General features: G+C 65.0%; 6 protein-coding genes. 5 read left to right on the forward strand and 1 reads right to left on the reverse strand.

The features are described from left to right. Window positions 1–108: 108 nt before the first annotated feature. On the reverse strand, window positions 109–1,851 hold the full coding sequence (locus tag DBR23_RS01020; protein ID WP_108497015.1) for an AAA family ATPase: 1,743 nt from the start codon (window positions 1,849–1,851) through the stop codon (window positions 109–111). Between the two features lie 181 nt (window positions 1,852–2,032). Here DBR23_RS01020 and DBR23_RS01025 point away from each other — a divergent pair, with 181 nt between their 5' ends. From DBR23_RS01025 to DBR23_RS01045, 5 genes are all read left to right on the forward strand, one after another. Beyond that, window positions 2,033–3,979 (forward strand): long-chain fatty acid--CoA ligase, encoded by a 1,947-nt coding sequence (locus tag DBR23_RS01025; RefSeq protein WP_056745640.1) that lies wholly within the window; start codon window positions 2,033–2,035, stop codon window positions 3,977–3,979. 35 nt (window positions 3,980–4,014) lie between these two features. Next, window positions 4,015–4,800 carry an ABC transporter ATP-binding protein gene (locus tag DBR23_RS01030; RefSeq protein ID WP_056060064.1) on the forward strand — a complete coding sequence of 262 codons (786 nt, stop codon included), beginning with the start codon at window positions 4,015–4,017 and terminating at the stop codon, window positions 4,798–4,800. 15 nt (window positions 4,801–4,815) lie between these two features. Further along, on the forward strand, window positions 4,816–5,745 hold the full coding sequence (locus DBR23_RS01035; RefSeq protein WP_056059706.1) for a branched-chain amino acid ABC transporter permease: 930 nt from the start codon (window positions 4,816–4,818) through the stop codon (window positions 5,743–5,745). 28 nt (window positions 5,746–5,773) lie between these two features. Further along, window positions 5,774–6,850: a branched-chain amino acid ABC transporter permease gene (locus tag DBR23_RS01040; protein ID WP_108497016.1), complete on the forward strand. Its 1,077-nt coding sequence runs from the start codon at window positions 5,774–5,776 to the stop codon at window positions 6,848–6,850. 126 nt (window positions 6,851–6,976) lie between these two features. Then, the coding region (locus tag DBR23_RS01045; protein WP_146191181.1) for an ABC transporter substrate-binding protein at window positions 6,977–7,738 on the forward strand (762 nt) is incomplete at its 3' end.

Raw genomic sequence — 7,738 nt, forward strand, 5'->3', positions numbered from 1 at the left:
GCACGGCACCGGGGACAGGCACCGCCGGGGTATGGATGCCGGGCACAGCGCCACGGCCGCGCTCAGCTTCTGCGCGCCGCAGCGCATCAAGGATGTAAGACACTGGGTTCAGCCTCCGGTGCGCAAGCGCGGTTCGCTCACGCCGTTGACACGGTTGAGCAGCATGAGGGTCAAGGGGCCCGCCCGGCCGTCCGGGGTCACCCCCTGGGCGAGCTGGAAGCGCTGGATGCGGGACTGGCGCTGGGCCGGCGTGGTCGCGCGGCCGGCTGCAGGTACGGCAGCCCGCGTGCCCCCTGCTGCAGCCGTGGCCAGTTGCTGGTCCAGCCAGGCGGCGCCAGCGGGGGTCTCCGCCAGGTCGCCCTTGTCGGGCATATCGGGCGGCGTGCGCCACAGCGTGGCAATGTCGCCGCGCCACACCTGGGCCAGCTCGGCCACGGGCACGCGCACTGTGCGGCCCCCGCCTTCCAGCGTGGCCGTGTCGCCGTCCAGGCGGCGCAGCACGGCCGACACCGCCACGTCGCCCTCTTCGGACGGGAACAGCGTGAGCAGCACCGGGCGGTCGATCTGCCGCACCAGGTTCAGGCCGGCGCGGCGGTTGCGATAACAGCGCAAGCCCTCGCGGGGCAATGCGGCGCAGGCGTCGGCGCCATCGGCCACACTGGCACCCCAGGCCGAAGCCAGCACCTGCCAGGCGGCGGTGTCGCTGGCGGGCAGTGCGGCCACAAACTGCTGCAGGTCCGACATGGCCACCGGCGCTGCCCCGCGCGGGGCCAAAGCCCCTGACGCAGGGGCTGCGGGCGTTACCCCCGCTGTGCTGGCAGCGCCGCTCGGTGGCGCGCTGGCAGATGTTTTGCTGGTCATCGCGCCCGCAGGCACGGCGGATGACACGGCGCCTTGCCGAGACCATTGCGGCCAAGTTCCCAGTGCCCAGCCGCCCGCCACCAGGGCTGCACCGGCCACCACGCCCAGGCCCGCAACCGCCCAGCGCGGCCACAGGCCCCGGGCGCTGCGCGCCGCAGCGGCCGACGCTGGCGCATCAAACACCTCAGCCGCCGCGCGCTGGACGATGCGGGCGCTGACCTCGCGCACCCCGGCGGCATAGGCTCCCAGCAGCGCCCGGTCGCACAGCAGGTTGATGCGCCGGGGAATGCCGCGCGACAGCGTGTGCACCCGCCGGATGGCGCTGCGGCTGAAGGGCAGCGGCCCTTGCAGGCCCGCCACGGCCAGGCGGTGGGCAATGTATTGCTGGGTCTCCTGCGCGCTCAGCGCATCGAGGTGAAAACGCGCAATCACTCGCTGGGCCAGTTGCTCCAAGGCGGGGCTGGCGACCATGGTGCGCAGCTCTGGCTGGCCGATCAGGATGATCTGCAGCAGCTTGCGCTCGCTGGTTTCCAGGTTGGTCAACAGGCGCAGCTGCTCCAGCACGTCGGCCGACAGGTTCTGCGCCTCGTCGATGATCAGCACGGTGTTGCGCCCGGCGCCGTGCGCCGCCAGCAGCGAGGCATTGAGCGGGTCGATGTAGTCCTTGACCGTCTCCACGCCTGCCACCGAGGGCCGGTGGGGCACGCCAAACTCGTCGCAGATGGAGCGCAGCAGCTCGCCCACGGTGAGCTTGGGGTTGAAGATGTAAGCGACGTTGCAATGCGGCGGGATCTGCTCCAGAAAGCAGCGGCACACCGTGGTCTTGCCCGCACCCACCTCGCCGGTCAGCAGCACAAAACCGCCGCCGGCGTCCAGGCCATACAGCAGGTGCGCCAGCGCCTCGCGGTGCCGTTCGCTCATGAACAGGTAGCGGGGGTCGGGGGCGATGGAGAACGGCGGGTGCTGAAGGCCGAAGAACGGGGCGTACATGCCCCGGAGGATACCGCCCGCCCGTGGGCAGGGTTTTACCCACCCGGGAGTTACCCCTAAATTGTCGTCGGCAAGACAAGATGACGTCAAAGTGGGTCCTAGCATTCCCCCATCGCGCAATCACAAGCTTGCGCGCCCGGCAGTCACCGGGCTGACACCTTCTCACTTTCAGGAACCTGCAATGTTGACCACGTTCCCGCAACTGCTGCTCAAGCATGCCGCCGAGCGCCCCAATGCCCCGGCCCTGCGCGAAAAAGAATATGGCATCTGGCAAACCCACAGCTGGGCCGACCTGGTGCGCCTGGTGGAACAGGTAGCGGCCGGCCTGCACCTGGCGGGCCTGAAGCGCCATGAACACATGGTGGTGGTGGGCGCAAATCGCCCCCGCCTGTACGCCACCATGCTGGCCGCCCAGTCGCTGGGCGCCATCCCCGTGCCGCTGTACCAGGACGCGGTGGCGGCCGAGTGCATCTTCCCGCTCAACAACGCCGAGGTGCGCTTTTGCCTGGTGGAAGACCAGGAGCAGGTGGACAAGCTGCTCGAAATCCGCGAGCAATGCCCGCAGATCTCCAACATCTTCTTTGACGACCCCCGCGGCCTGCGCAACTACGCAGAGCCCGGCTTGGCATCGCTGGATGCCCTGATCGAGTCCGGCAAGGCCTTTGCTGCAAAGAACCCCGGCTGGTTCAAGGCCGAGGTGGCCAAGGCCCAGCCCGGCGACGTGGCTGCAATGTTCTTCACCTCCGGCACCACGGGCAACCCCAAGGGCGTGGTCCACACCCACAGCACGCTGCTGGACCGCGCCAGTGCGGGCGCCGAGTTCGACAAGCTCACCAGCAGCGAAGAAGTGCTGGCCTACCTGCCCCCCGCCTGGATCGGGCAGAACATCTTCAGCTATGCCCAGTGGCTGGCCTGCGGCTACGTGGTCAACTGCCCCGAGTCGGCCAGCACGGTGACCATCGATCTGAAGGAAGTGGGCCCCACCTACTACTTTGCGCCACCGCGCATCTTTGAAGGTCTGCTCACCAGCGTGATGATCCGCATGGAAGACGCGGGCGCCTTGAAGCGCAAGATGTTCGAGGCCTGCATGCGCGTCGCCAAACGCGTGGGCCCCGCACTCATGGACGGCGAGCCCGTGGGCACCCTCGACCGCATCAAGTACGCATTGGGCAATGTGCTGGTGTACGGCCCGCTGCGCAACAACCTCGGTTTCAGCCGCGTGCGCGTGGCCTACACGGCGGGCGAGGCCATCGGGCCCGACCTGTTCACCTTCTACCGCTCCATCGGCATCAACTTGAAGCAGCTGTACGGCTCCACCGAAACCGCCGTGTTCGTGTGCCTGCAGCCCGACAACCAGGCGCGCGCTGACACGGTGGGCGTGCCGATTCGCGGTGTGGAAATCAAGGTGGCCGACAACGGCGAGATCCTGGTCAAGTCGGCCGGGCTGCTCAAGGAGTACTACAAGAACCCGGCCGCCACGGCCGAGGTGCTGACGGCCGACGGCTGGTACCACACCAGCGACGCAGGCTTTCTGGATGCGCATGGCCACCTCAAGATCATCGACCGCGTCAAGGACGTGGGCCGCATCATGGGCGGCGCCAACGACGGCGCCATGTTTGCGCCCAAGTACGTGGAGAACAAGCTCAAGTTCTTCCCGCACATCAAGGAAGTGGTGGCCCTGGGCGACAAGCGCGAGAAGGTCTGCGTGATGGTCAACATCGACTTCGACGCCGTGGGCAACTGGGCCGAGCGCCGCAACCTGCCCTACGCTGGCTACACCGACCTGGCCCAAAAACCCGAGGTGTACGAACTGATCCGCGAGTGCATCGAGAAGGTCAACGCAGACCTGGCCACCGACACCATGCTGGCTGGCAGCCAGGTGAGCCGCTTCCTGGTGCTGCACAAGGAGCTGGACGCCGACGACGGCGAACTCACCCGCACCAACAAGGTCCGCCGGGGCTTCATTGCCGACAAGTACGGCGTGCTGGTGGATGCGCTGTACGCAGGCCGCACCGAGCAGTACATCGAGACCCAGGTCAAGTTCGAGGACGGCCGCACCGGCAGCGTGAGCGCCACGCTCAAGCTGTCGGACACGAAGACATTTGCGCCTGTGAAGAGTGCCGCATGAAGCCCGCGCTCTACCCGCTGGAGAAGCCCCCCACCATGACCACTAAAAAGATCGGCGACGTCATCCTCGACGTCAAGAACATCAGCCTCCGGTTTGGCGGCGTGAAGGCGCTCACCGACATCTCCTTCAATGTCAAGGAGCATGAGATCCGCGCCATCATCGGCCCCAACGGCGCAGGCAAAAGCTCCATGCTCAACTGCATCAACGGCGTGTACACGCCGTCCGAGGGCTCCATCACCTTCCGGGGCAAGACGTTTGACCACATGAACTCGCGCCAGGTGGCCGAGATGGGCGTGGCGCGCACGTTCCAGAACCTGGCGCTGTTCAAGGGCATGAGCGTGATCGACAACATCATGACCGGCCGCAACCTCAAGATCAAAAGCAACCTGCTGATGCAGGCGCTGCGCATCGGCCCGGCCGAGCGCGAGGAAATCCGCCACCGCGAATACGTCGAGCACATCATCGACTTCCTGGAAATCCAGGCCTACCGCAAGACACCCGTGGGCCAGCTGCCCTACGGCCTGCAAAAGCGCGTGGACCTGGGCCGCGCCCTGGCCATGGAGCCGCAGGTACTGCTGCTGGACGAGCCCATGGCCGGCATGAACGTGGAAGAAAAGCAGGACATGTGCCGCTTCATCCTGGACGTGAACGACGAGTTCGGCACCACCATCGTGCTGATCGAACACGACATGGGCGTGGTGATGGACATCAGCGACCGCGTGGTGGTGCTGGACTACGGCAAGAAGATCGGCGACGGCAGCCCCGACGAAGTGCGCAGCAACGAAGACGTGATCAGTGCCTATCTCGGCACCTCGCACTGATCAGGAGAAGACAACATGGCATTTTTTCTTGAAACACTGATCGGCGGCCTGATGGCCGGCATGCTGTATTCGCTGGTGGCGCTGGGCTTTGTGCTGATCTACAAGGCCTCGGGCGTGTTCAACTTTGCGCAGGGCGCCATGGTGCTGTTCGCAGCGCTGGCCATGGCCCGTTTTGCCGAATGGATCCCCAAGTGGACGGGCATCAGCAGCCCCATCGTGGCCAACCTGGCGGCCTTTGTGATCGCAGGCGCCATCATGTTTGTGGTGGCCTGGCTGATTGAAAAGCTGGTGCTGCGCCACCTCGTGAACCAGGAGGGCGCCACGCTGCTCATGGCCACGCTGGGCATTACCTACTTCATGGAAGGCCTGGGCCAGACGCTGTTCGGCAGCGACATCTACAAGATCGATGTGGGCATGCCCAAGGAGCCGATCTTCATGCTCGACAGCCTCTTTCAGGGCGGCATCCTGATCAACAAGGAAGACGTGATTGCCGCCGCCATTGCCGCCGCACTGGTGGCCCTGCTGTCGGTGTTCTTCCAGAAGACTTCCACCGGCCGCGCGCTGCGCGCCGTGGCCGACGACCACCAGGCCGCCCAGTCCATCGGCATTCCGCTCAACCGCATCTGGGTGATCGTGTGGTGCGTGGCCGGTGTCGTGGCCCTCGTGGCCGGGATGATCTGGGGCAGCAAGCTGGGTGTGCAGTTCTCACTGACCACGGTGGCGCTGCGTGCGCTGCCCGTGGTGATCCTGGGCGGCCTCACCTCGGTGCCCGGCGCCATCATCGGCGGGCTGATCATCGGCGTGGGCGAGAAGCTCTCCGAGGTTTACCTGGGCCCCTTCGTGGGCGGCGGCATCGAGATCTGGTTTGCGTATGTGCTGGCGCTGGTGTTCCTCTTGTTCAGGCCACAGGGCCTGTTCGGAGAAAAGATCATTGACCGCGTGTAACGCATAACAACAAGAACAGGAGACTTCCATGCTCTACCGCGAAAACGGCCAGTTCAAGACGAGCTACCGCGCCGATCAGCAGATCTTTCCGATCGCGCAGGATCGCATTGCCATCGGCATCATCCTGGCCATTGCCTTCATCGCCGTGCCCATGCTGGCCAGCGACTACATCTTCCGCGCCATCCTGATCCCCTTCGTCATCATGGCGCTGGCGGCTCTGGGGGTGAACATCCTGGTGGGCTACTGCGGGCAGATCTCGCTGGGCTCGGGCGCCTTCATGGCCGTGGGAGCCTACGGCGCCTACAACTTCTTCGTGCGCTTTCCAGGCATGCCGCTGATCCCTGCACTGATCCTGGGCGGCCTGTGCGCCACGCTCTTCGGCATCCTGTTCGGGCTGCCCAGCCTGCGCGTCAAGGGGCTGTATCTGGCCGTGGCGACGCTGGCCGCGCAGTTCTTCAGCGACTGGATGTTCCTGCGCATCAAGTGGTTTACCAACAACTCCGACTCGGGCTCGGTGTCGGTCAACAACCTGCAGGTGCTGGGCATGCCCATCGAAAGCGCCACCAGCAAATACCTTTTCTGCCTGGCGTTGCTGGTCATCGTGGCCCTGCTGGCCAAGAACCTGGTGCGTGGTGCCATTGGCCGCGAGTGGATGGCGATTCGCGACATGGACGTGGCCGCCGCCGTGATCGGCATCCGCCCCATGTACGCCAAGCTCAGCGCGTTCGCGGTCAGCTCGTTCATCGTGGGCATGGCCGGTGCACTGTGGGCCTTTGTGCACCTGGGCGCGTGGGAGCCAGCAGCCTTCTCGGTGGAAATATCGTTCCGCCTCTTGTTCATGGTGATCATCGGCGGGCTGGGCTCGATCATGGGCGGCTTCTTTGGTGCGGCCTTCATCGTGGTGCTGCCCATCGTGCTCAACCAGTTCCTGCCGGCCTTCATGGGGCTCTTTGGCATCGAGGTGTCCACGGCGGGCGTATCGCATGCCGAGCTGATGATCTTCGGTGCGCTGATCGTGTGGTTCCTCATCGTGGAACCCCATGGTCTGGCCAAGCTGTGGTCCACCGCCAAGCAGAAGCTGCGCCTGTGGCCTTTCCCCCATTGACCGGACGGCATTGCAGGAAACCCCTTACTCGCAAGTCCCGATACGTGCCTGTCGCATTGCCGCGTTAACTGTCTATCTGTCCTGTTTTTTCCCGTGCTTCAACACATTCATCCAAAGGAGACATCCATGAAGCTTTCGAAAATCGTGATCGCCGCTGCGGTGGTTGCTGCCGGTGCATCGTCCATCGCGACGAGCGCTTTCGCACAAGCCAAGGAGCAGTTCTTCCCGCTGCTGTCGTACCGCACCGGCCCCTATGCGCCCAACGGCGTGCCGTGGGCCAACGGCAAGCAGGATTACATCAAGATGATCAATGCCCGCGACGGCGGCATCAATGGTGTGAAGCTGACTTTTGAAGAATGTGAAACGGGCTACGCCACGGACCGTGGCGTGGAATGCTATGAGCGCCTCAAGAGCCGCCCCGGCGTGTCGCTGTTCGACCCCCAGGCCACCGGCATCACCTTTGCGCTGACCGAAAAAGCCCCCGTGGACAAGATTCCGCTGATGACGCTGGGCTACGGCCTGTCGGTGGCGCAGGACGGCCAAGCATTCAAGTGGAACTTCCCGTTCATGGGCAGCTACTGGACCGGCGCCGACATCCTGATCCAGCACATTGGCAAGGCCAACGGCGGTCTGGACAAGCTCAAGGGCAAGAAGATTGCGCTGGTGTACCACGACAGCCCGTTTGGCAAGGAGCCTATCCCGCTGCTGCAGGAGCGCGCCAAGATGCACGGCTTTGAGCTGCAGATGCTGCCTGTGACAGCCCCTGGCGTGGAGCAGAAGGCCACCTGGCTGCAAGTGCGCCAGAGCCGCCCCGACTACGTGCTGCTGTGGGGCTGGGGCGTGATGAACTCCACCGCCCTGAAGGAAGCCCAGGCCACTGGCTACCCC

The organism is Acidovorax sp. HMWF018 (assembly GCF_003061035.1).
Taxonomy (GTDB): domain Bacteria; phylum Pseudomonadota; class Gammaproteobacteria; order Burkholderiales; family Burkholderiaceae_C; genus Acidovorax; species Acidovorax delafieldii.

Excerpts from the sequence above, each read along its gene's own strand:
- DBR23_RS01020 (WP_108497015.1), bottom strand. The coding sequence starts at position 1,851 with ATGTACGCCCCGTTCTTCGGCCTTCAGCACCCGCCGTTCTCCATCGCC.
- DBR23_RS01025 (WP_056745640.1), top strand. The coding sequence starts at position 2,033 with ATGTTGACCACGTTCCCGCAACTGCTGCTCAAGCATGCCGCCGAGCGC.
- DBR23_RS01030 (WP_056060064.1), top strand. The coding sequence starts at position 4,015 with ATGACCACTAAAAAGATCGGCGACGTCATCCTCGACGTCAAGAACATC.
- DBR23_RS01035 (WP_056059706.1), top strand. The coding sequence starts at position 4,816 with ATGGCATTTTTTCTTGAAACACTGATCGGCGGCCTGATGGCCGGCATG.
- DBR23_RS01040 (WP_108497016.1), top strand. The coding sequence starts at position 5,774 with ATGCTCTACCGCGAAAACGGCCAGTTCAAGACGAGCTACCGCGCCGAT.